The following is a 21000-nucleotide window of genomic DNA, read 5'->3' on the forward strand; positions in this document are numbered from 1 at the left end:
AGTTCGCGCTTCTCGGTGCGACGGGCCGCCTGTACGGCGAGCCCGTTGCCCGATGCGACGGACCCCCTCGCCCGCCCTCAGTCCTCCAACAGCGGCCCGACCTCCGCCCCGAACGCCGCCATCTGATCCACCAGCTCGGCCCGGTCACGACTGCGGAAGCGCACCTGGACCTGCCCCACGCCCATCGCGCGGTACTCCCGCAACGACGCGGCGATCCGGTCCGCGCTCCCGGTCAGGGTCCGCCGCCCGACCTCCCACCCCGGCTCGCCGACGTACAGCGGCTCGGCGATGGCCCCGATCTCCACCGGCTCCGCGATGCCGGCCTCCTCCCGCAGCCGGCGCAAGGTCGCGATCCGCTCCGGCATCTGATCGCGCCGGTCGCCCTGCGGAAGCCAGCCGTCGCCGCGGACCGCGGCCCGGCGCAGGGCGGCCGGTGACGAGCCGCCCACCCAGATCGGCGGCCGCGGCATCCGCACGGGCCGAGGTCCCTGCCCCAGCCCCTCGAACGCGAACCGCTCCCCCTCGAACTCGGGGAACTCCTCCGGCCCGAGCGCCGCCCGCAGCGCGTCGACGGTCTCGTCGAGCACCACTCCGCGCCGCCGGAAGTCCACCCCGAGCGCCTCGAACTCCTCGCGCACGTGCCCGGCCCCCACCCCCAGGATCAGCCGCCCGCCGGACAGCCGGTCCAGCGTCGCGTACTGCTTCGCACCGACCAGCGGGTGCTTGAGGCCCACCACCGCGACATGGCTGAGCAGCCACACCCGCTCGGTGACGGCCGCCAGATACGCGAGCGTGGCCACCGGGTCGTACCAGACGGTCCCCATCGCACCGGCCAGCCGCCGCGGGATCGCGATGTGCTCACAGCAGGCGATGTACGCGAACCCGTACCGGTCGGCGGCCCGCGCGACCTCGACCAGTTCGGCGGGCCCCGCCGCGGCTTCCCAGCTCTCCGCGTACAGCGTGCTCTGCGACTGGACGGGCAACTGCATGCCGTACGCCAACCGCCCTTCGGGCAGTATCCGCACTTACCCCACCCCCAATCTGACGAACCGTCAATTAGCGAGTGCGGTCATCGTGGTAGCTGATACCCGATCAGGCAAGAGGTCCGACCGCGCGGCCCCCGACAGCGCGCGCCCTGCCCGCTGCGATACGGCGCACGTCCCGCAACGCCTCGGTCAGCCGACGCGCGAGGAAGTGAACCTCCTCGGCAGTCGCCTCGCGGTCGCCGAGCATGTCGGCCGCGTGGCCGAGCAGAGCGTCCGCCATGTCGAGCTGAACGGACTCGACACCGTCCGCGACCCGGGAGAGGAGCCCCGTGCCGTCGCTCACCAGGAAGCAGGTCTTCCCCTCCGGCGTCGACCACGACAGCAGGCGCGTCTCTTGCGGTTCACTCATCGCGTGGCCGCCTTCACCCCAGGGGCCTGCCCGGCGCCGATCCGCACGCCGTGCACAGCGATCCGAAAGGCGCGCGGGTGGGCGAGCCGAAGTCGTGCCGCCTGCCGTCGCTCGTGCGCCACGAGGTAGGGACGCACCATGACGGTGTCCTCGCCCCGCAGCATCGGCACCTGGGTCAGGCACCCGACCGGCGCGGCCGCACGCGGCACGATCGGGAGCGCGTCGGCCGACCGGTGACGGCCCGGTGCGGTCCGTAACAGTCGCCACAGCAGCTCTGAGATCCACGTGAGGGTAGCGACCGCAAGGCTTGATGCGGCGCCGGGGAAAGTGCGGATGAGGAGAAATCGACGTTGTGGTGGCAGGGACACGATGAACAACCGCCTTGAACCTGGACTCCATGACCTGACGAACCTACTGCTATTCGCATAAAGCAGCAAGCTATGGGGACGTGATGGCGCCGGGGGTTCGCTTACCGTGTATGCGACGGATTGAGATCACCGACCGCGCAGGAGGACGCCGTGGGCACCAGCGAATGGGTCAGCAGCTCGATGCCGTACCTCATGCCCAGGGAGAGGGGGCAGGCCGACGCGTGGGGTGCGGAGGCCGCCGCCCGCGGTCGCCGGGGCAGTCAACGCATCGCCCATGCCGGAGAGGTCGCGGCACCGTCCGACATCGCGGAACTCCTGGGAGTCGCCGAGGGCGAGGACGTCGTCGTACGCCGCCGCGTGATGTTCCTCGACGAGGTGCCCTGCGAGTTGACCGACACCTACTACCCCGCCCGCATCGCACGAGGAACCCGCCTCGCAGGGACCGCCCGGATTCCCGGCGGCGCGGTCTCACTGCTCGCCTCGCTCGGGTATGTCGGGGCCCGGGTCCAGGAGGACGTCATCGCCCGGTTGCCCAGCGAGGAGGAATGCGCTGCCCTGCGGACCGGCACGGACGAACCGGTGCTTCAACTGACACGGCTGACGCTCGACGGCGGCGAACAGCCGATCCAAGTGGACAGGATGGCGATGCCCGGCCGGCTTCAGCGGCTTCGCTACGAGATCAGGATCGGATGACCGTGCCGAGAACCGAAGACGACGCCTACGACCGGCGTTCCCTGCATGAACGGATCGCCGCCGACCTGCGCGACGAAATCATGAGTGGCGACCTGGCGCCAGAGGCCAAGCTGCCTTCCACGGCACAACTGAAGACCCGGTTCGACGCCTCCAACGCCACGGTGCAGAAGGCACTCCAAGTCCTCAAGGACGAGCGTCTGGTCATCGGCAGGGCCGGAGCGGCGGTGACCGTCCGCGCACACCGGCAGCAGACCGTGCGGCCCGCTTGCTTCACCTCACCGGCCGGCCCCGGAGAGCCGTACCGCTGGCTCGCCGAGGCCGGGAAGACCGGAGCGCGGGCGCGTAGCCAACTGCTGGAGGTTTCCGAGTGCGTGCCGCCCAGCGATGTCGCGAACGCCCTGAACCTCGCGAGCGGCGACGCGGCCCTGCTCCGCCGCCAGATCCTCGTGATCGATGATGATCCGGTCGAACTGGTCAAGTGCTATTACCCGCTGGACATCGCACGCGGGACCGCGATAGCGGAACGCCGGAGGATCAGGGGTGGTACGCCGACCCTCCTGGCCGAACTGGGGTACCCACCCGGGCTCAGCGTCGACCGGGTCTCCGCTCGCGTACCCACTCAGGAGCAGTACGAAGCTCTTCGGCTCCCCAGCAACCTGCCCGTTCTGCGGACCCTGCGCGTCGTCCACAGCCGTCACGAACGACCCATCGAGGCCACCGTCATGGTCAAGGCGGGACACCTGTACGAACTTCAATACGAGTTCACTCCGGAGTGAGGCACCGCACGGGCGGAGCGGACGCACCCGTCACCCCGCCACCCCCGGCCCCCACAACCCCTCCCCCGTGAGCCCCAGCAGTTCGATGGCGTTGCCTCGGACGATCTGGTTCACCACGGGTGATGGCAGGTGGGCCATTTGGGACTCGGCGACCTCCTTGGAGCGGGGCCAGGTGGAGTCGGAGTGCGGGTAGTCGGTCTCGTAGAGGACGTTGCCGGCGCCGATGGCGTCGAGGTTCTTGAGGCCGAAGGCGTCGTCGAAGAAGCAGCCGTGGACGTGCTCGGTGAAGAGTTCGGAGGGCGGGCGGAGCACCTTGTCGGCGACGCCTCCCCAGCCGCGGTTCTCCTCCCAGACCACGTCGGCGCGCTCCAGGATGTACGGGATCCAGCCGATCTGGCCCTCGGCGTACATGATCCGCAGTCGGGGGAAGCGGTCGAACTTGCCGCTCATCAGCCAGTCGACCATGGAGAAGCAGCAGTTGGCGAAGGTGATGGTGGAGCCGACGGCGGGCGGCGCGTCGGCGGAGGTGGACGGCATCTTGCTGGAGGAGCCGATGTGCATCGCGATGACGGTGCCGGTCTCGTCGCAGGCGCGCAGGAAGGGGTCCCAGTAGTCGGTGTGGATGCTGGGCAGCCCCAGGTGGGGCGGGATCTCGCTGAAGCAGACCGCGCGCACGCCGCGGGAGGCGTTGCGCCGCACTTCGGCGGCGGCCAGTTCCGCGTCCCACAGCGGGACGAGGGTGAGCGGGATGAGCCGGCCCCGGGCGTCGGGGCCGCACCACTCCTCCACCATCCAGTCGTTGTAGGCGCGCACGCCGAGCAGCCCCAGTTCGCGGTCCTTCGCCTCGGTGAAGGTCTGGCCGCAAAAGCGCGGGAAGGTGGGGAAGCACAGGGCGGACTGGACGTGGTTGACGTCCATGTCGGCGAGACGCTCCGGGACGCTGAAGGAGCCGGGGCGCATCTGCTCGTAGGTGATGCCTTCGAGCTTGATGTCGTCGCGGGCGTAGCCGACGGCGGTGTCGAGGCGGGTCAGCGGCCGGTGCAGGTCTTCGTAGACCCACCAGTCGGCGATCGGGCCGTCGTCCCCGGCGGCACCCATTTTCGGGGCGAACCGGCCGCCTACGAAGGTCATTTCCTTCAGGGGCGCCCGCACGACACGCGGTCCGGTGTCGCGGTACTTGGACGGGAGCCGGTCGCGCCATACGTGGGGCGGCTCCACCGTGTGGTCGTCCACCGAGATGATCTTGGGGAAGGTCGCCTCCAGGGCCTCCAGGGCCTCCGGGGTCCCTATGGGCTCTGTGGGCCGCCTGGGGTGCGTGGACCCTATGGACTGCGCGGACTGTGTGGATTCTGTGCTCTCCGGGGTCTCCATGTTCCTCACGGTAGCGGTTATCTGATGGGTCGTCAGCTACGAGGGGCGGAGGCTTCGGCGGGCGGCTTACGGGCTGGGGCGGCCGGGGGCTCGGATGGGTGGTACCGGGGGCGCATGAGGGGCGCATAAGAAGCACGAGGGGAGCGAAGTGGCGTGGAAGACGGCCCTCCGCGCCCCCCTGCCGCCCGCCCCGTCCCCGCTCCTATCAGCCGGGGAGGCTTTGTGCACGCTGCGGACCCCTACTGACGTAAGGGGCCGTGACAAGGCAGACTGACCGTTGCGCACGGTGTCACGGTGCGCACAGCGTGATCGGACGGCACAGGGCAGGGGGACACCATGGACGACGGTCCGGGGCAGGGGCGGGAGCGGCTCCGCTTCACCGTGCTCGGTCCCGTACGGGCCTGGCGCGGCCTGACGCCGCTGGCAGCGGGCTCCCCGCAGCAACGCGCGCTGCTCGCCGCCCTGCTGCTGCGCGGCGGACGCACCGCCACCGCGGCCGAACTCGTCGACGCCCTGTGGGGCGACGAACCGCCGCACGCCGCCCTCGCCGCCCTGCGCACCTACGCCTCCCGGCTGCGCAAGGCCCTCGGCCGTGACGCGGACGTCCTGGTCAGCGAGTCCGGCGGATACGCCCTGCGCTCCACCGACGGCCGCCCCCTCGACCTCGACCACGAACACGCCGAGCAGTACGCCGCCGAAGCGGAGAAGGCCAAGGCGTCCGGGGACCGCACCCGCGCCCGCGAACTGATCGACGCGGCCCTCGCGCTGTGGGACGGCGAACCCCTCGCCGGCCTCGCCGGCCCGTACGCCGACACCCAGCGCACCCGCCTGGAGGAATGGCGGTTCTCCCTCATGGAGACCCGCCTCGAACTCGCCCTGGAGGCCGGCTGCCACGCCGAGGCCGTCTCCGAGCTGACCGCGCTCACCGCCGCCCACCCGCTGCGCGAGCGCCTGCGCGAACTGCTCATGCTGGCCCTCTACCGCAGCGGCCGGCAGGCGGAAGCGCTCGCCGTCTACGCCGACACCCGCCGGCTGCTCGCCGACGAGCTGGGCGTCGACCCGTGCGCCTCGCTCTCCGAGCTCCAGCAGCGCATCCTGCGCGCCGACACCGACCTGGACGCGCCGCCGGTCGTCAACGACGACGCCGACGCCACCGACCACGTCGTCGTACGCCCCAAGCAGTTGCCCGCCACGGTCGCCGACTTCACCGGCCGCACCGCCTTCGTCGCCGAACTCGGCGAGCAACTGGCCACCGCCGAGGGCAGCGTGATGGCCGTCTCCGCGCTCACCGGCATCGGCGGCGTCGGCAAGACCACCCTCGCCGTGCACGTCGCGCACGCCGCCCGCGACCACTTCCCCGACGGGCAGCTCTACGTCGACCTCCAGGGCGCCGGCCACACCCCCTCCGAGCCGGTCGCCGTCCTCGGCGCGTTCCTGCGCGCCCTGGGCACCCCCGACTCCTCCATCCCCGACGGCCTGGAGGAGCGCTCCGCCCTCTACCGCTCCACCCTCGCCGGCCGCCGCGTCCTGGCCTTACTGGACAACGCGCGCGACGCCGCCCAGATCCGCCCGCTGCTCCCGGGAGCCGAGGGCTGCGCCGCCCTCATCACCAGCCGCGCGCGCATGATCGACCTGGCCGGCGCCCATCTCATCGACCTCGACGTGATGAGCCCGGAGGAGGCGCTGACGCTGTTCACCCGCATCGTCGGCGAGGAGCGCGTCACCTCCGAACGGCAGGCCGCCATGGCCGTCGTCGGCGCCTGCGGCTTCCTGCCGCTGGCCATCCGCATCGCCGCCTCCCGGCTGGCCGCCCGCCGGACGTGGACGGTGTCCACCCTGGCCCGCAAGCTGGCCGACGAGCGGCGCCGGCTGGACGAACTGCGCGCCGGCGACCTCGCCGTCAAGGCCACCTTCGAGCTGGGCTACGGCCAACTGGAGCCGCACCAGGCCCGCGCCTTCCGGCTGCTGGGCCTGGCCGACGGGCCGGACATCTCCCTGGCCGCCGCCGCCTCAATCCTGGACCTGGACCCCGTGTCCGCGGAGGACCTCGTCGAGTCCCTCGTCGACGCCAGCCTCCTGGAATCCGCCGCCCCCGGCCGCTACCGCTTCCACGACCTGGTCAGGCTCTACGCCCGCGCCTGCGCCGAACGCGACGAGCACCCGCCGACGGAGCGCGACGCGGCCCTGTCGCGGCTGCTGGACTTCTACTCCGCGACCGCCGCCCGGATGTACCTCCTGGAACGCCCCGGCGACCGCCTGGTGGACCACATGGAGCCGACGAACTACCCCGGGCTCGACTTCACCGACCGCACCACCGCGCTGGAGTGGCTGTTCAGCGAGGCCGGCTGCCTGCTGGCCTGCGCCAAGCAGTCCCACGGCCGCGACACCCTGCGCCGCGCCGCCGACCTGCTCCTGCTCACCAAGGACCTCGCCGAGTCCGGTGCGTACGCCCTCCAGTACGAACAGGTCAACACCGCGCTGCTGACCGCCGCCCGCGCGGTCGGGGACAAGCACGCCGAGGCGCGCATCCACACCGCCCTCACCTACGCGCGCACCCTGGCCGGCCGCCTGGACGAGGCCGACGAGAACGCCAAGTACGCCATGCTCCTGGGCCTGGCCACCAACGACCCGTTCTCGTCCTCCTACGCGCCCAACGACCGCGGCATCATCGCGGGCGAGCAGGGCCGCCACGCGGACGCCGAGGAGTATCTGAGCCAGGCGCTCGTGGCGTTCCGCGACGACGACAACAAGCAGTCCGAGGCGAGCGCGCTGTGCAACCTCTCCCGCGTCCACCTCGACACCGGTCGGGTGGACAGCGCGATCCAGCTCGCCGAGCAGGGCGTCGCCATATACCGGCAGATCGGCGCGACCCGCCGCCTGGCCAACGGCATGTACGCGCTGGGCGTCGCCTTCACTCTCGCCCAGCGTCTCGATGACGCCGCCCAGCAGCTCACCGAGGCGCTCGCCATCTTCCGCGACAGCCGCCAGCGGTTCTGGGAAGGCATGACGTACTTCCGGCTGGCCGAGGTCGATCTGGCCGCCGGCCGGCCCGCGCAGGCCGCCAACCACGCCGAACAGGCGCTCGCCACCCTCCGGGCCACCGGCGGTGAACTGTGGCGCGCGAACGCCCTGACGGCTCTGGGGCGCGCGCTGAACGGCGTCGGCCACACCGGGCGGGCGCGGGTGTGCTGGCAGGACGCCCTCGCCATCTACGAGCGGCTCGGCTCGGCGGAGAGCGTCAAGGTGCAACAGCTCCTGACCGTTGCGACCCCCGCATAACCGCAGGTCAGCGTCATAGTCGCGGACGTTTATCGATCGTTCATCGGCGAGGGCCACTCTCTTCTTAACCGATCCGCCGCCTCGGGGGGCAAGCGGCTCGGCGAGGCCCCACCGTATGGTGTTCGGCCCCTGGTCCACCCGTCCGGCGATCCTCGGGGGAGTTGCCGGCCGGGCGGACCGATTAGCGCCCAGACACAGGAGTTGATTGCGTTGAGCACTGAGAACCTGGCTCAGCAGCCGAGCGACGACAAGGACATCCTCAAGCCGTTGGACAGCCACCGGCCCATCGTGGGCATCGAGGCGACCGCCCCGGACCCGGTACGTCCGGCGAAGGACCCGGTGCGCCCGACCACGGACCCGGTGCGTCCGGCCACGGAGCCGCTGCCCGCGGCGCCGCGTGACGGTGTGATCCAGCCCATGGACAGTCACCGTCCCATCGCCGACCCGAAGAGCTGAGACCCGTACCACCAGGTCAGCAGCCCACCGGGTACTTCGGGGGAGTGCAGGGACCGGTTTTGATGGCAGGAGGGGAGCCATCGGAGCCGGTCCCTGCGGCATGTCCGGCCACGCACGACACCTGACGGTGCGTCAGTTGCGCTGCTACAGTCGCGCCACCCGGGCCCGAAGCGGCGGCCCGGGGCCCACTCCGCTCTCCGCCCGCCGTCAGGAGGCGCGCCGTGTTCGAGCCCGCTCGCATACAGACGCTCCGGGAACTGCTCTCCTACCGGGCCCGGGCCTCGCGCGACCGGCCGATGTTCTTCGACGAGGACGGCCGGACGCTCACCTTCGGCGAGGTGAGCGATGAGGTGCTGAAGGCCGCCGCCGGGTTCCGTGAGCTGGGGATCGGGCCCGGGACGCGGGTGGCCTGGCAGCTCCCGACACGGGCGGAGACGGTCATCGCCTCGCTGGCGCTGGCCCGGCTCGGGGCCGTGCAGATACCCGTCATCCCGCTCCACCGGGAGCGCGAGGTGGGCTTCATCCTGGAGGAGTCGGCGGCCGCATACGTACTGGTGCCGGGCGAGTGGCGGGGCTTCGACCACACCGCGATGGCACGGAAACTGGCCGGGGACCGGGTACGGGTGCTCTCCCTGGCGGACGGGCTGCCCGCGGGCGATCCCGTCCGGGAGGCCGGGCAGGCGCCGGGCGGCGCGGACCGCGCGGCCGACGGCACCACGTGGATCTACTACACCTCCGGCACCACCGCCGCCCCCAAGGGCGTCGAGCACACCGACGCCGGGCTCATCGCCGGCGGCGTCGGACTGGCCACCGCGCTGGGCATGACCGCCGCCGACATCGGCTCGATCGCCTTCCCCTACGCGCACGTCGCCGGCCCGGATTACGTCATCGCCATGCTGGTCAGCGGCTTCCCCGCGGTCCTGCTGGACACCTTCGCGCCGGACCGGGCGGCCGCCGTCTACCGCCGCCTGGGCGTGACGATGGCCGGTGGGAGCACCGCCTTCTACCAGGCGTTCCTGGAGGAGTCGCGCCGCTACCGGCGGGCGCGGCCACAGGCGGGCCGGCTGATCCCCTCGCTGCGGCTGCTGTCCGGCGGCGGCGCCCCGATGCCGCCGGAGCTGTACGCGGCGGCCGGACGCGAACTGGGCTGCGCCCTCGTCCACGGCTACGGCATGACGGAGTGCCCGATGATCGCCATGGGGACGCCGTACGACAGCGACGACCAGTTGGCGCGGACCGTGGGCCGGCCGGTGACGGGCGCGCGGGTACGGATCGCCCGGCCGGACGGGACGGAGGCCGAAACCGGGGAATCCGGCGAGGTGACGGTCAAGGGCAGCATGCTCTTCCGCCGGTACACCGACCCGGCGCTGATCCAGGGGGCCTTCGACGCCGACGGCTACTTCCGCACCGGTGACCTGGGACTGGTGCGCCCCGACGGGCATCTCGTCCTGACCGGGCGCCTGAAGGACATCATCATCCGCAAGGGCGAGAACATCTCGGCCCGGGAGATCGAGGACCTCTTGGACGCCCATCCGGCGGTCGGCGAAGCGGCGGTGATCGGCCTGCCCGACCGCGCCCGCGGCGAGCGGGTGTGCGCGGTGATCACGCTCGCCGATCCGACCGCCCCGCGCCCGACCCTGCCGGAGCTGACCGCGCATCTGCGGGCGGCCGGACTGATGACCCAGAAACTGCCGGAACAACTGGAGATCACCGGCGAACTGCCGCGCGGCGGCCCGCTGGGCAAGGTCCTGAAGACGGCACTGCGGGAGCGGTACGCGGGCGGCGGGGGAAGGTAAACCGCTGTTTTCCGGCCCTCGGCTGCCCCTAGCCTGTCGCGTGGGGCGCGGTTCTCCGCGCCGTACCGATCGGCGGGACGCGGGGAGCGGGAAGTATGCCGGAAGCGATGCCGGACGAGGTGCTCGCGGGGCGGGTGCGGGAATGGAACGGCGAAGAGGGCTGGGGCGTCCTTGTGTCCCCGGCTCTGCCGGACGCGGTGTGGGCGCACTACTCGGCCATCCAGGCGGAGGGCTTTCGCGAGTTGGCCGCCGGCCAGAGCGTCGCCTTCACGGTGGAACAGGCCGCGCAGGACGGGTTCGACCGGCGGGCCGTGCGGATCTGGGCCGAGTCGGCACCGCCGTCGGCGCGTGAGAGCGCGGGTGCGGGGGCGGGTGAGAGCGCGGGTGAGGGCACGTACGGGAGCGGTGGTGACGGGCCGGGGCGCGACGGGGCGGGGCGCGACGGGGCGGCGTACAGCTCCAGCCTGGACATCACCTTCGATTGATTGCTGATCGGGGCCCGGTCTCCGGGTGGCGATGAGTTTGCGGGAGCCGGGGAGTCTTCACTGGGCGGGGGTCGGCGCGGGCGGCGGGTGGCGCGGCTCGTGGGGTGGCCCCGGTGGGACGGAAGGAATCCGGCGATGACCGAGCGGAACAGGACCGAGATGCCCGACTTCGATGCGCAGGCCCGGCTGGTGGCGCGCCTGGCCGAGGGCACCGCCGAGGAGCGGCTCGACGCGGCGACGCCGTGCGAGAAGTACGCGGTGCGCCATCTGCTGGGGCACCTCGTCGGCCTGAGCGGCGCCTTTCGGGACGCGGCGCGCAAGGACTTCGGCCCGTCGACGAGCACCGATCCCGGTGCGGCGGTGCCCGATGTGGAGCCGGGCTGGCGCGCGGCGCTGGCGGCGAACCTCACCGATCTGGTGCGGGCGTGGCGGGAGCCCGAGGCGTGGGAGGGCGACACCCAGGCGGGTGGCGTCGCCCTTCCCGCGGCCCTCGCCGGCCGGATCGCCCTCAACGAGTTGGTGGTGCACGGCTGGGACCTGGCGCGCGCCACGGGCCAGGACTACGCGCCCGACGAGGCGAGCCTGAACGTGTCGTACGCGCTGCTGGCGCCGGCCGCCGACGGGAGCGGCGGGGGTGGCGGGCCGTTGTTCGGTCCGGCGGTGCCGGTCGCCGAGGACGCGCCGCTCCTGGACCGGGTGGTGGCCCTCAGCGGACGCCGGCCGGACTGGACGCCGCCGGCCCGGTAAGCCCGCGAGGGGCGCGCCGGAGCGGCCCGGCCGCCCATGGCCCGGCCGCCGTGAGGCGGCGCGTCGCTCAGGCCGGTGCCGTCCCCGGCCGGGTCTGCCGCAGGCGGGTCTTGAGGACCTTGCCGCTCGCGTTGCGCGGGAGTGCGGTGACGAAGGTGACCTCGCGCGGGACCTTGTAGTTGGCCATTTCGCGGCGGGACCAGGCGATCAGGTCGTCGGCGGTGAGGGCGGAGCCGGGGCGCCGGACGGCGAACGCCCGGCCGACCTCGCCCAGGCGCGGGTCGGGTATGCCGATCACGGCGACGTCGGCGATGTCCGGGTGACGGCCGAGGAGTCGCTCTATCTCGGCGGGATAGGCGTTGAACCCGCCGACGATGAACATGTCCTTGAGGCGGTCGGTGATCCGGAGGTTGCCGTCCGCGTCGAGGACGCCGATGTCGCCGGTGCGCAGCCAGCCGTCCGGGGTGAGCGCGCGGGCGGTGGCCGCCGGGTCCTCGAAGTAGCCCGACATGACGTGGTAGCCGCGCACCAGCACCTCGCCCGCCTCGCCGGCCGGCAGGGTGCGGCCCGCCGCGTCCGCGACGCGCACCTCCGTGCCGGGCAGGGCGCGGCCCGACGTCGACGCGATGATCTCGGGCGGGTCGCCGCGGCGGCACATCGTGACCACGCCGGAGCTCTCCGACAGGCCGTAGGCGGTCAGCACGGTGCCGATCTTCAGCTCGGCGCGCAGCCGCTCGACCAGTTCCAGGGGGACGACGGCCGCACCCGTGACGACCAGGCGCAGCGCGGACAGGTCGTGCCGCTCGCGGGCGGGATGGTCGAGGATCTGCTGGTGGAGGGTGGGTGGGCCGGGCAGGACGGAGATCCGTTCGGCGGCGATGTTGGCGAGGGCGGTCTCCGCGCTGAAGACCGGCTGCGGGATCATCGTGGCGCCGCGCAGCAGGCAGGCGATGATGCCGGCTTTGTAGCCGAAGGTATGGAAGAACGGGTTGACGATGAGGTAGCGGTCGCCCTCCTTCAGGCCGGCCAGCGCGCTCCAGGCGTCGTAGACGCGCAGGGTCTGGGCGTGGGTGACGACGGCGCCCTTGGGGTGACCCGTGGTGCCGGAGGTGAAGATGATGTCCGAGGGCGCCTCGGGGCGCAGGGCGTCGGCGCGGGCGCGGACCGCCGCCGCGGGCACCTCCTCCCCGGCGGCGAGGAAGTCCTGCCAGGTGACGAAGTCGGCGGGGGCGTCCTCGGCGAGCACGACGACCTTCTCCAGCTTCGGCAGTCCGGGCAGCGGGCCCGCTCCGGTGCCCTCCTGGGCGGCGCGGCGCAGGGAGGCGACGTAGGAGGTGCCGAGGAAGGTGCCGGTGACGAAGAGCAGTTGGGCGCGGGTGCGGCGCAGGACGTAGGCGGCCTCGCTGCCCTTGAAGCGGGTGTTGACGGGGACGAGGACGGCGCCGGCCGAGACGGCGCCCAGCGCGCAGACGATCCAGTCGAGGGTGTTGGGCGCCCAGACGGCGACGCGGTCACCGGGGGCGACGCCGGCGGCCAGGCAGGCGGCGGCGGCCCGCTCGACCCGCTCACCGAGGGCCGCGTACGACAGCCGGGTCCGGCCCTCGACGACCGCTTCGCGGGTGCCGTACCGCGCCGCGGCCGCGCGCACCAGCCCGGCGAGGGAGCCGTACGCCTCGTCCGCCCGCACATCCCCGTCACCGCGCATCGCACTACCTCCCGCACAAGAGCTGACTGTCCGTCAGATTAGCGGTAGCCTCCTCCGCTGTCAGCACTGACGACCGACCACGGAGGTGGCGATGGCCGCGACCCTCAAGGACGCCACGGCGATAGCCGGCATCGGGCAGACGCCGTTCGCCAAACACCTCCCCGAGTCCGAGAAGGCCCTCGCCTGCCGCGCCGTCCTCGCCGCGCTGGATGACGCCGGCATCGACCCCTCGGAGGTGGACGCCTTCGCCTCCTACACCATGGAGGAGACCGACGAGGTGGAGCTCGCCAAGGCCATCGGCGCCGGCGACGCCACCCACTTCTCCAAGGTCGGCTACGGCGGCGGCGGTTCCTGCGCGACGGTGGCCCACCTGGCCGCCGCCATCGCCACCGGGCAGGCGCGCGTCGGCGTCGCCTGGCGCTCGCGCAAACGCGGCTCGGGACCGCGCCCCTGGAAGAACACCCGGGCCCAACTGCCCACCCCCGCGCAGTGGACCCGGCCCTTCGGACTGCTGCGCCCCGCCGACGAGATCGGCATGCTGGCCCGCCGCTACATGCACGAATACGGCGCCACCCGCGACCACTTCTTCAACGTCGCCCTCGCCTGCCGCAACCGGGCCAACCAGAACCCGGCCGCGATGATGTACGAGCGCCCGCTGACCCGCGAGATGTACATGACCGCGCGCTGGATCAGCGAACCGCTGTGCCTGTTCGACAACTGCCTGGAGACCGACGGGGCGTTGGCGTGCGTCGTGGTCTCCGCCGAGCGCGCCCGCGACTGCCGCCACCGGCCCGCCTACATCCACGCCGCCGCCCAGGGCCTGCCCGCCCAGCACCACGGCATGGTCAACTACTGGAACGACGAACCGCTCACCGGCCCGGCCTGGACCGCCGCCCGCCACCTGTGGAAGGGCGCCGACCTCGGCCCGGAGGACGTCGACGTGGCGCAGATCTATGACGCGTTCACCCCCCTGATCCCCCTCTCGCTGGAGGGCTACGGCTTCTGCGGACGCGGCGAGGGCGCGGCCTTCACCGAGGGCGGCGCGCTGGAGACCGGCGGTCGGCTGCCCCTCAACACCGCCGGCGGCGGCCTCTCGGAGGCGTACGTCCACGGTTTCAACCTCATCACCGAAGGCGTCCGGCAACTGCGCGGTACCAGCACCGCACAGGTCCCGGGCGCCACCACCTGCCTGGTCACCGCGGGCGAGGGCGTCCCCACCTCGGCCCTGCTGCTGAGGAGTTGACACGAGATGAGCCCTCGGAAACCCACCGGCGAAACCGTTCGTGAGTCCATGACGGCAAGCGTGCCACCCGCCACTGACAACGGACCGGAGACCGCCGCCGACCTGCTGCTTCCCGTCCCCGACGACGACGGCACACCCTTTTGGGAGTACGCCGCGCGGGGCGAACTGCGCGTCCAGACCTGTTCCGGCTGCGACACACCGCGCTTCCCGCCCCGCCCCTGCTGCCCGCACTGCCGGTCCTTCACCGCCCACTGGCGGCGGATGAGCGGCCACGGCCGCGTCTGGTCCTACGTCGTGCCGCACCCGCCGCTGCTGCCCGCGTACGCCGCGCGGGCGCCGTACAACGTCGTCCTCGTCGAACTCGCCGACGCCCCGCGCATCCGCCTCGCCGGCAATCTCGTCGCCGCCCCCGGCGCCGATCTGGACTCCCTCGACCCGGCGCAACTGCGCATCGGCGCACCGGTGAAGGCCGTCTTCCACACCCTGCCCGGGGGCGTCACCGTGCCCCGCTGGCTCCTGGAGCGGCCATGACGATCCGCACGCGGCTCACGGACGGCGTCGCGCTGGTCACCCTGGACCGTCCCGAGCGCCACAACGCCCTCGACCCGGCGACCGCCGACGAACTCGCCGCCACCTGGCGGGCGTTCCGCTTCGACGACACCGTACGGGCCGCCGTGATCACCGGAGCCGGCGGCCGGGCCTTCTGCACCGGCCTCGACCGCGCCGCCGACATCCCGCAGCCGCCCTCCCCCTACTCCCTCGACGACCCGCTGATCCGCATCGGCCCCAAGGCCAACGACCTGTGGAAACCGGTCGTCGCCGCCGTCGAGGGCATGGCCTGCGGCGGCGCCTTCTACCTCCTGGGCGAGGCGGAGTTCCTCATCGCCGCGAAGACCGCCACGTTCTTCGACCCGCACACCACCTACGGGATGGTCAGCGCCTACGAGGCCATCCACATGGCTCAGCGGATGCCCTACGGGGAGATCGCCCGGCTGTCACTGATGGGGACGGCGGAGCGGCTCGGCGCGCCGCGCGCCTACGAGATCGGCCTGGTGTCGGAGCTGACCGAGCCCGGCGCGGCCGTCGAGGTGGCGCTGCGCCGCGCCGCCGTGCTCGCCGCGCAGCCGACCGAGGCGGTGCAGGGCACCGTACGGGCGCTGTGGGCAGCCAAGGAGGCGGCCAGGTCCCAGGCGCTGGCCCACGCCCCGCACTTGATCGCGCTGGGCAATCTGCCGCCGGACCGCCAGGCCGAGCTGTTCGCCGCCCGCCGGCGCGACGACGGGGCCGGCCCGCACGTCACGGTGCGCTGACCCGCGCGCCGGGGGCGCACCCGCGCGGCCCGGCGCTCACATCCGGGTCTTCTGCGCCCGCGTGATCTGGCAGGTGTACCAGAACTGCCCGACGGAGGACTGGTTGATGGTGTAGCGGGCGGTGTAGGTCTCGGTGGCGCCGGGGCCGACGACGATGCTGCGCTCGTGCAGGCCGTACGCCTTGCCGTCCGCCGGGCGGGCCTTCATCCAGTTGATGGCCATGTCGTAGGAGAAGGTGTCGGTGGAGGAGGGGTTGGTGACCGAGACCGTGTACGTGAACTGGCGCAGCGAATTGGAGTAGTCGCAGTTGCTGCCGTTGACGTCGGACCGGCCGTCCGGGTCGAAGGTCTCCAGCGTCGGCGACGGCGAGTACGTCGGCTCGTACGTCGGGGTCTCGTACGGCGTGGGCGAATAGGGCGTGTACGAGGGCGCGGCGACCGTGTGGTCGGATCCGCCGCCGATGCCCCCGATGAGTCCGCCCCGGCTGTGGCCGCGTGCGCAGCCGCCGACTGCGGCGACCGTGGCGAGCGCGAGTCCGGCCGCGACGGCCGCCCGGGTGGCCGTGCCCATGCGTATGCGCTGCTTCATCGACTTGCCCATCCCCCGTGGAAACGTATGTGGCGCGCCCCCGTGGGTTGACGCGTGCACGGCACCCTAGCAAGGGCGGGTGAGCGCCTGGAAAGGCCGCGGTGTACTGCCGGGTAAGGCGCTGGTTGTCCGGTGTTGCCTCGCGGGCGGGGGCTCTCAGGCGTAGCGTCGGTCATGGAGGACCTCGGGACGACGCGAAGCGAGGCGACGCCAGTGGTGCGCAACGTCATCGGATCCCTGACCGCCCTCATCGGAGCGGCGGCCGCCGTCTGGAGCCCCTTCCGTGCCTGGTACGGCGGCCGTCACGGGCGCGACGTGCGGATCGGCGACCTGTTCACCGGTATCACCGGTCAACACGGCGCGCTCTTCACGTCGCTGCTCCTGCCGATGATCTGCGCCGCCGCCCTGGCGCTGCTCGGTGTCGTGCTGCGCGCCCGCGTGGTCGTGGCCGTCGCGGGCGTGGTGGTACTCGCCTTCACGATCTTGTGGATGATCCGCCAGGGGCAGGCGGCGGGCGAGCTCAGCGTCGGCAACGGCGGTCTGGGCGAGGGCGCGGCGTACGCTCTGGGCGGCGGCGTGCTCCTGCTGATCGGCGCGCTGATCATGAGCGGCCGCGGGCACCGCGTGGACGGCCGGGGCGCACACCGGCGCGTCGGACCGCACCACGACGACGACCGGCCTCCCGCACACGACGACGACCAGGGCCCCGCACCCCAAGGGCCGGGACCGTCCTCGTCGTACCGGCAGTCGGGGCAGCCGCCGACACCGCCGGTGCGGTGGGGCAACGGCTCGGAGCAGGAGCGCGGGCCGCGGCGCGAGCCCCGGCAGCCAGGGTCGCCGCGCCCGCGTGACGACCGGGAGTAGCGGACCGGAAGTCTCGCGGAGCGCTCGGTCGCACCGCTCACAGAGCCCTCGCCAGAGCCCCCGGCCTCAGGGCCGCCGCGCCAGCCCTGTCCCCTTGGCCGCGTCCAGCGCGTACACGCAGCGGTCCTTGCTGCACGCGTAGACCACGCCGCCGACCGCCACCGGCGAACCGGTGATCTCGCCACCGGTCTCCAGCTTCCAGCGGAGCTGCCCGCCCATCGCGTCCAGCGTGTACAGGCAGTGGTCGGCCGAACCGAAGTGCACCCGGCCCTCGGCGAAGACCGGCGCGCCGGCCACCTCCGCACCGGCCTGGAACCGCCAGCGCGGGGTGCCGGTCACGGCGTCCAGCGTGTAGAGCGCCTTGCCGCTGCCCAGGTGGACCGCGCCGTGCGCGACCAGCACCGGCTCGGTGGACTGGCGCGCCTCGGTGGCGATCCGCCACCGGTCGCGGCCGTCCGCCGCGTCCAGCGCGTAGACCGTGCCGAGGTAGTCCGCGAGGTAGACCCCGCCACCGGTGACGGCCGGGCCGGGAGCGAAGGCGGGCGGGCTCAGGAACACCGCGGGCGCCTCGAAGTGCCAGCGCACATCGCCGCGCGCGATGTCGATCGCCAGGACGCGGGTGCCGGCCGCGACGTAGACGACACCGTCCGGCGCGGGCAGCAGCCGCACCGGCGCGCCGCCGCAGGCCGCCGCGTCACCCACCGGATACGACCACCGCTCGGCGCCGGTCCGCGCCTCCAGGGCCTTCAGCCGCGCGTCGGCCCAGACGAACACCGTGCCGTCGTGCACCACGGGGGCCGCCTCGGCCGTCTCGAAGTCGGTCTGGGCGCCGCCGATCTCCCACAGCCGCTCGCCGTTCGCGGCCTCCCACGCCTGGACACCACCGCCGCGCGTACTGGTGACGACCGTGCCCCGGTCGACCTTGAGGGCGTAGACCCAGCCGTCGGTGGTGAGCCGCCAGCGCTCGGTGCCGTCGGCGGCGTCCAGGGCGTACAGGCTCGGGCCGTCCGAGGCGTGGATCCGGCCGTCGGCGACGGCCATCGCCCAGGCCACGTCGCGGGTCTTGAACTTGCGGCGCCCGCTGGCCACGTCCAAGGCGTGCACCTCGAAGGACGTGACGTACAGCAGGTCGCCGTCGACGGCGGGGGTGCCCCACACGTCGTTGGACATCCGGAAGCGCCAGGGGCGCCAGCGGCCCGGCTCGGCGGCGGGCGCCTCGGCCGGCGCGGCATCCTGGCGCGCGGCACCCGGGCCGTCACCCGGATTGCCGTTGCCCGGCCCGCCCTGCTGCGGCACACCGGGCGCGGGGGCGCCGCCGGGCGGCCGCACCCAGTCCGTGGCGGCACCGGCCTGGCCGCGCGGCGGCGGCTGGCCGGCGTCGGCGGCGCGCGGCCCGGGCCCTATCGGGGCGGGCGAGCCACCGAGCTGTACGGGACCGCCGGCGCCGTCCGCCGCCGCGGAGGGCCGCGCGGCCGGGGGCGCCGAGGACAGCGCGCCGGCCGGGGACGCCTGGGGGGCGGCGGAGACCGGCGTCACCCGGGCCGTGGAGACGTCCTGGCCGACGGGGACGGCCGGCGGCATCGGGCCGGGGCCGGCGCCACGGGGGTCGCCACCGCGGTGCGCACCGGGTCCGGCACCGACCTGGCCGTGCCAGGCGGGCGGCGCACCGCCCTGGGGCGCGCTCCCGGGCCGTGGCGGGGCCTGTACGGGCTGCGGGGCCGGGGCCGGTGGCGCGGCGGGCGCCTGACGGGCGGAGCCGCGTCCGGAGCCGGCGCGCGGAGCGCTCTTGGGGACGGTGGCCCGGCCGCCGCGCCGGCTCTCGATCAGCGCCACCGCGCCGGCCGGCAGCCAGGCCGAGGCCGTACCGCTGTCGTCGCTGCCGGAGCCGAACAGATGCGGCGCGAGCTGGGACTGCAGATCGGCGGGCGAGGGCCGGTGCGCCGCCTCCATCTGCATACAGGACTCCAGCAGCGGCCGCAGTTCCTCCGGCAGCCCCGCGAGGTCGGGGCCCTCGCGCAGCAGCATGAAGACGGTCTCGACGGGGTTGGCGCCGTGGAAGGGCGCGTGCCCGGTGGCGGCGAAGACCAGGGTGGAGCCGAGGGAGAAGACGTCGCTGGCGCCGGTGACGCTGCGTGAGTCGCGGGCCTGCTCGGGCGACATGTACGCGGGCGTGCCGACGGCCACATTGGTCATCGTCAGACGGGTGTTGGACACGCCGGAGGCGATACCGAAGTCGATGACGCGGGGGCCGTCCTCGACGACCAGGACGTTGGACGGCTTCAGGTCGCGGTGGACCAGGCCCGCGCCGTGGATGGACTGCAGGGCCTCGGCGATTCCGGCCGCCAGCCACCGCACCGCCTGGGCCGGCAGCGGCCCGCACTCATTGACTATTTCCTCCAGGGAGGGCGCGGGGACGTAGGCCGTCGCCAGCCACGGCACCGCCGCCCGCGGGTCGGCGTCCACCACCGCGGCGGTGTAGAAACCGCTGACCGCGCGGGCCGCCTCCACCTCGCGTGTGAAGCGGACCCGGAAAAGCTGGTCCTCGGCGAGCTCGGTGCGCACGGTCTTGATCGCCACGCGCCGGCCGGAAGCCGAACGCGCCAGATACACCAGTCCCATGCCGCCGGCCCCGAGACGGCCGAGCACCTCGAACGGGCCGATCCGCCGGGGATCGTGCTGCGTCAGCTGCCTAAGCTGCTCCACCACTTGCCTGCCACCTCCCCGTGGGGCGTAAAAAAAGAGACTCTCAATAGCCACGGGCCGCCGAGAGCCACTGCCCCGTGCAGCGTTTCCCCGCCTGCGGCGAGGACTGTCGAAACGGCCGTACGCGTGCTGATTCTTCCTGGCCGAGCCGACGGTTGCGAACCCGGGGCCCGTGCGTCGTGTCACGGGTCCGTCCCGCACAACCGCGCCAAGACCGTTACCCGCCGTAACGAACCCCCGCCTGACGTGCTCCGATACGTCCCGCGAGGGGTGCTTGCCGGGCGGTTACCGGTCGGTTGGGGAACGTCCGGAGATGCTCCTCGCCCCGTCCGACGGCGCGTCCGCGCCGCCGGCGGTCGCGCGCCCGGCCCAATTCTGCGGTGCGCGACGCTATTTCGTCGCCATGACACCGAAGGTGGCGCCCTGATTGTCGCCGACGACGGCGAACGGCCCGCCCGGGATCCGGCCGGGCTGGATGATGACGCTGCCGCCCAGACCGGTCGCGCCGCGCACGGCGGCGTCCAGGTCGTCGACCAGGAAGCAGACGGTGAAGTACGCCGGCGTCGTCGCCGGAGTGTCCTCGCCCATGACCACGCGGGTGCCGATCTCACCGGGCCGTCCGGCCAGCCGCCACGGCAGGAATCCGGGGCGGGCCAGGGGGCTGCCGGGGACGCCTTCGAAGCCGAAGACCTTCGCGTAGAAGACGTCGGCCGCCTCGGGGTCGCGGGTGTGCAGGACCGTCCAGGCGTAGCCGCCGGGCTCCCGCTCCGTCTCGAAGCCTCGGTGGAGTCCGGGCTGCCAGACACCGAAGACCGCTCCGGTGGGATCGGCTGCGGTCATCGTCGCGCCGACGTCGCCGAGCGCCGTGGGGCCGGAAAGGACGCGTCCGCCGGCGTCGCGGATCGCGGCGGCGGTGCGTTCGAGGCCACCGCTCGCGAAGTAGATCCCCCATGCCGTGGGCGTCGACGCGTCGCGCTTCTTCCGCAGCCCCGCGGCCTTCCGGCCCTCGCACAGCGCCTGGGAATAGCCGCCCAGCGCGGCCCGGCCTTCGGAGAACGTCCAGCCCAGGACCTCTCCGTAGAAGCGCTTGCCCTCTTCGATGTCGGGCAGGGTGACGTCGGCCCAGCAAGGGGCGCCTTCCGGGAATGCGGCCATACGCCCAAATTAACGCCGGTTCGCGCCGCCCGCCCGGCGGCCTCTTGTCCACCAAAGTTGTCCACA

19 protein-coding genes are annotated in these 21000 nt (G+C 73.1%); 11 read left to right on the forward strand and 8 right to left on the reverse strand.

All coding sequences use genetic code 11. The features are described from left to right. Nucleotides 1–77 precede the first annotated feature (77 nt). The 3 genes from ACZ45Z_RS12855 to ACZ45Z_RS12865 all read right to left on the reverse strand — a co-directional run bounded on the left by ACZ45Z_RS12855 (nucleotide 78) and on the right by ACZ45Z_RS12865 (nucleotide 1772). The gene (locus ACZ45Z_RS12855; protein ID WP_468360815.1) at nucleotides 78–989 is read right to left on the reverse strand and encodes a TIGR03619 family F420-dependent LLM class oxidoreductase; all 912 of its coding nucleotides are present in this window, start codon (nucleotides 987–989) and stop codon (nucleotides 78–80) included. Between the two features lie 103 nt (nucleotides 990–1092). Then, a complete protein-coding gene (locus ACZ45Z_RS12860) occupies nucleotides 1093–1395 on the reverse strand; it encodes a hypothetical protein (protein WP_468360617.1) in 303 nt (100 codons plus the stop codon). Further along, complete coding sequence (locus tag ACZ45Z_RS12865; protein ID WP_468360620.1) at nucleotides 1392–1772, reverse strand: hypothetical protein; 381 nt, start codon at nucleotides 1770–1772, stop codon at nucleotides 1392–1394. The genes ACZ45Z_RS12860 and ACZ45Z_RS12865 overlap by 4 nt, the downstream gene beginning before the upstream one ends. A gap of 141 nt (nucleotides 1773–1913) precedes the next feature. Here ACZ45Z_RS12865 and ACZ45Z_RS12870 point away from each other — a divergent pair, with 141 nt between their 5' ends. Together ACZ45Z_RS12870 and ACZ45Z_RS12875 are read left to right on the forward strand one after the other, a co-directional pair. Then, nucleotides 1914–2456 (forward strand): UTRA domain-containing protein, encoded by a 543-nt coding sequence (locus tag ACZ45Z_RS12870; RefSeq protein WP_468360623.1) that lies wholly within the window; start codon nucleotides 1914–1916, stop codon nucleotides 2454–2456. Beyond that, nucleotides 2453–3232, forward strand: coding sequence for a GntR family transcriptional regulator (locus tag ACZ45Z_RS12875; protein WP_468360626.1), 780 nt, complete (start codon nucleotides 2453–2455; stop codon nucleotides 3230–3232). Before ACZ45Z_RS12870 ends, ACZ45Z_RS12875 begins: the two co-directional genes overlap by 4 nt. A gap of 30 nt (nucleotides 3233–3262) precedes the next feature. Here the strand turns inward: ACZ45Z_RS12875 and ACZ45Z_RS12880 are convergent, their stop codons facing one another. After that, nucleotides 3263–4504, reverse strand: a complete 1242-nt coding sequence (locus ACZ45Z_RS12880; protein WP_468360817.1) for an amidohydrolase family protein — start codon at nucleotides 4502–4504, stop codon at nucleotides 3263–3265. A gap of 435 nt (nucleotides 4505–4939) precedes the next feature. On the opposite strand from ACZ45Z_RS12880, the gene afsR reads away from it, so the two are divergent. The 5 genes from afsR to ACZ45Z_RS12905 all read left to right on the forward strand — a co-directional run bounded on the left by afsR (nucleotide 4940) and on the right by ACZ45Z_RS12905 (nucleotide 11366). Continuing rightward, entirely contained in the window at nucleotides 4940–7882 is a 2943-nt protein-coding gene (gene afsR / locus ACZ45Z_RS12885; protein WP_468360629.1) for an SARP-family global regulator AfsR, read from the forward strand. Between the two features lie 210 nt (nucleotides 7883–8092). Next, the gene (locus ACZ45Z_RS12890) at nucleotides 8093–8338 is read left to right on the forward strand and encodes a laminin G (RefSeq protein ID WP_468360632.1); all 246 of its coding nucleotides are present in this window, start codon (nucleotides 8093–8095) and stop codon (nucleotides 8336–8338) included. A 221-nt stretch (nucleotides 8339–8559) separates the two neighbouring features. Next, nucleotides 8560–10134: a class I adenylate-forming enzyme family protein gene (locus tag ACZ45Z_RS12895; protein WP_468360635.1), complete on the forward strand. Its 1575-nt coding sequence runs from the start codon at nucleotides 8560–8562 to the stop codon at nucleotides 10132–10134. A gap of 95 nt (nucleotides 10135–10229) precedes the next feature. Beyond that, nucleotides 10230–10619: a cold-shock protein gene (locus ACZ45Z_RS12900; RefSeq protein WP_468360638.1), complete on the forward strand. Its 390-nt coding sequence runs from the start codon at nucleotides 10230–10232 to the stop codon at nucleotides 10617–10619. A gap of 135 nt (nucleotides 10620–10754) precedes the next feature. Continuing rightward, on the forward strand, nucleotides 10755–11366 hold the full coding sequence (locus tag ACZ45Z_RS12905; protein ID WP_468360641.1) for a TIGR03086 family metal-binding protein: 612 nt from the start codon (nucleotides 10755–10757) through the stop codon (nucleotides 11364–11366). Between the two features lie 67 nt (nucleotides 11367–11433). Here the strand turns inward: ACZ45Z_RS12905 and ACZ45Z_RS12910 are convergent, their stop codons facing one another. After that, a complete protein-coding gene (locus ACZ45Z_RS12910; protein ID WP_468360644.1) occupies nucleotides 11434–13071 on the reverse strand; it encodes a FadD3 family acyl-CoA ligase in 1638 nt (545 codons plus the stop codon). Between the two features lie 91 nt (nucleotides 13072–13162). Here ACZ45Z_RS12910 and ACZ45Z_RS12915 point away from each other — a divergent pair, with 91 nt between their 5' ends. The 3 genes from ACZ45Z_RS12915 to ACZ45Z_RS12925 are packed head-to-tail and all read left to right on the forward strand — an operon-like array spanning nucleotide 13163 to nucleotide 15624. Then, complete coding sequence (locus tag ACZ45Z_RS12915) at nucleotides 13163–14314, forward strand: lipid-transfer protein (protein WP_468360647.1); 1152 nt, start codon at nucleotides 13163–13165, stop codon at nucleotides 14312–14314. Nucleotides 14315–14362: 48 nt separating this feature from the next. After that, entirely contained in the window at nucleotides 14363–14845 is a 483-nt protein-coding gene (locus ACZ45Z_RS12920; protein WP_468360650.1) for a Zn-ribbon domain-containing OB-fold protein, read from the forward strand. Then, complete coding sequence (locus tag ACZ45Z_RS12925; protein ID WP_468360654.1) at nucleotides 14842–15624, forward strand: enoyl-CoA hydratase/isomerase family protein; 783 nt, start codon at nucleotides 14842–14844, stop codon at nucleotides 15622–15624. Before ACZ45Z_RS12920 ends, ACZ45Z_RS12925 begins: the two co-directional genes overlap by 4 nt. Before the next feature lie 36 nt (nucleotides 15625–15660). On the opposite strand, the gene ACZ45Z_RS12930 is transcribed toward ACZ45Z_RS12925, so the two are convergent. Beyond that, nucleotides 15661–16212, reverse strand: coding sequence for a hypothetical protein (locus tag ACZ45Z_RS12930; protein ID WP_468360657.1), 552 nt, complete (start codon nucleotides 16210–16212; stop codon nucleotides 15661–15663). Nucleotides 16213–16386: 174 nt separating this feature from the next. Here ACZ45Z_RS12930 and ACZ45Z_RS12935 point away from each other — a divergent pair, with 174 nt between their 5' ends. After that, on the forward strand, nucleotides 16387–17076 hold the full coding sequence (locus tag ACZ45Z_RS12935; RefSeq protein ID WP_468360660.1) for a hypothetical protein: 690 nt from the start codon (nucleotides 16387–16389) through the stop codon (nucleotides 17074–17076). Between the two features lie 66 nt (nucleotides 17077–17142). On the opposite strand, the gene afsK is transcribed toward ACZ45Z_RS12935, so the two are convergent. Both afsK and ACZ45Z_RS12945 read right to left on the reverse strand, forming a co-directional pair. Beyond that, nucleotides 17143–19782 carry a protein serine/threonine kinase AfsK gene (afsK, locus tag ACZ45Z_RS12940; RefSeq protein WP_468360665.1) on the reverse strand — a complete coding sequence of 880 codons (2640 nt, stop codon included), beginning with the start codon at nucleotides 19780–19782 and terminating at the stop codon, nucleotides 17143–17145. A gap of 387 nt (nucleotides 19783–20169) precedes the next feature. Then, complete coding sequence (locus tag ACZ45Z_RS12945; protein ID WP_468360668.1) at nucleotides 20170–20934, reverse strand: VOC family protein; 765 nt, start codon at nucleotides 20932–20934, stop codon at nucleotides 20170–20172. Nucleotides 20935–21000 lie beyond the last annotated feature (66 nt).

It is taken from the genome of Streptomyces sp. NPDC031210, from assembly GCF_055570395.1.